Here is a 2,295-nt window from a genome sequence, read left to right on the forward strand (position 1 = left end):
TTCCTCTTTTTTCATGCCGAAGAGACGGATACAACTGACTTAAATCACCGGACTTCTAAACTTTTTCTTGAAAAGAGCGATTGAATATCACTATTATTCACATAAGTAATCTCGTCCTTTTCATTTGTAGTAAGAAATACAACTACATTTTCTGCAGAGGGCTTTGTAACATTATTTGACCTATCAGTTGCTTGTGAAATATTAGTCATCGCGCCCATAGCCCCCCAAGTTTTACTATCCGCACTTCTAACTTCACGTTTGTTCTGATTTCTAGAATAAAAACTTCTGTCTTTCGTAGCTGCTTTCGTCTTCTCCTTTGCCGTTTCATCAAGCACTTTGGTAAAAGCGTGCAACTCAGCCCGAGGCTGTTTCTCTAGTTTCTCTTGTTCTTTGATTTGGGAGTCTCGATACTCCATGATTTTTGCAACTTCATCAAAATGCAAGCCATCGAACTCTTTGGATCTTCCTGTAAGCAAACATGAAAGCAAATCGTTCTTATGCTTCAAAAAAATGCTGCTGCAATTTCTTGGATCATATGAGATCTCTATTTTTGTTCTACCATCAATTCCGTTCCCGTTTCCCTCAAACCAACCTTCTCTTATCCCAACATCACAAGTGTAAGTGAGTCCTCGAAACTCAATCCCAAAGCGAGTTACCTTGGCCTCTTGGCGCGGCAATAAATTATACCGCAGTTCTTTTCTTGATTTTTCATGAAGCAATCTTACTCCCTTATCCCAATTCCATACTTTTAAAGGGGTAAGTTCAACTTGATCAGTAAACATTTCTTTTGTTGGAATGTAATCTTTGCTCAAGGCACTTTTGTTGTATGTCAAGAAATATACAATCAAAAAACGATTAAACTCTTCAATAGTCCAGGCTGAATCACGAGCAGGATTATAATCCCCTCTAACCAGTTGCTTAGCCTCTGTTGAACCGGAAAGTAATTGCCTTATCGTTTCATTAGTTATATGAAAGTTTGATTCAACAAATGGTTTTAGATCTCCACGATAGGAAGGGGCGTTTAACACATCCACATTAAGGTTGACAAATCTCTCTGAAAGTTGTGATTTCAGCTCTCCACGGTCACCAACTAAGTTTTGGGGTAAATACTGACAGGGCCAGTCTTCCTCGTGAATTGGAATACCGTATCGCGCACAATTTTCAACCTTGTTTGTAGCAGCATGTTCAACAGCTACCATAGCTTCGAACCATGACTCGGGAGCTAAACTCACATGATAACCGACAACTAATCTGCTAAACACATCAATGACTACATATACTGTTGGCTTGCCCAGTATCGTCTTGCGGTCAAATGAAACTAGAATTATATCTGCTCTGGTTGCATCTACTTCAAATACTGCCCCAACACATATAGCTTTTTCCGAGGCATTTCCCATCATTGCTCGTACATCCATATTTGCACGCCGTTTGCCACGTTTATTCGAATACCGTGAAAAAGGCGAGGAGTTGGTTTTATACCAGTAACGAAATTGTCGCAGACTTGGACTTTTATCCGGATCAACAATCGGAACCTTAACACCATATTTCCGATAAAAACCGCGTTTATAAAAAGTTTCACACATCCTCTCATGTGTTGTAGTAATATTCATTCCCTTCCGGATGTGAAAGACTTTGATTGCTGATTTAAAGATTTCTATGTCCGCTTCCGTTACCATAGTTCTGTTTGTTGATAAGGGACCTGGCTTCTGCTTATAAACTCTCTGTTTCCCGGGCACACCACAGTCAAAATAATTATCGAGCAAACCGTTCTTGGACTTGCCATAAAACCAATACTTTTTTAAATAATCCCTGATTACCTTCTTTGATTTTCCTGAAGACAGATGTACCTCATGGATTAACTTTCCTCTACTTTCTGATACATATATTTCTGGCTCTCTTAATACGATATCCTTGATAAGATTCCAACGACGTTCCCGGTTGTCTTTGTATTTTTCTAAATATTTTTCATCAGGAGACAAGAGCCGCATGTCGGTCTCTAGTTCAGTTAATCTACTCTTTTTTTCTTGAATCTCCCTCATAATTTCTTCGTACCTTATAAAGTAAGGGTATAACATGTTGCGGTGATCATCGATATTAATCACTACAACATGTTTTCGTTCATCATCAATCCACAAGATACGTAACATCTCTACAACCTCAAGATCTTCATTCAAACGCTCAATGATAGAATTTACTACAATCAGCATGTTCAAAGACACCTCCTTTTAAGCTAATAAGCCTCTCGGAATAAAAATTCCCGCATCGGCTCTGGCCTTTCGGCCAGGGTCTTGTTTT

1 protein-coding gene is annotated in these 2,295 nt (G+C 39.0%); it reads right to left on the reverse strand.

Annotation, left to right across the window (positions count from 1 at the left end; translation table 11 throughout):
• Positions 1-44: 44 nt before the first annotated feature.
• Positions 45-2,207, reverse strand: a complete 2,163-nt coding sequence (locus tag ACFFK0_RS01400) for a TnsB C-terminal domain-containing protein (protein WP_377467896.1) — start codon at positions 2,205-2,207, stop codon at positions 45-47.
• Between the last annotated feature and the right edge of the window lie 88 nt (positions 2,208-2,295).

Source organism: Paenibacillus chartarius (genome assembly GCF_042432825.1).
Classification (GTDB): domain Bacteria; phylum Bacillota; class Bacilli; order Paenibacillales; family NBRC-103111; genus Gordoniibacillus; species Gordoniibacillus chartarius.

What these genes read in the sequence shown, in the direction of transcription:
- ACFFK0_RS01400 (WP_377467896.1), bottom strand. Translation starts at nt 2,207, where the DNA reads ATGCTGATTGTAGTAAATTCTATCATTGAGCGTTTGAATGAAGATCTT.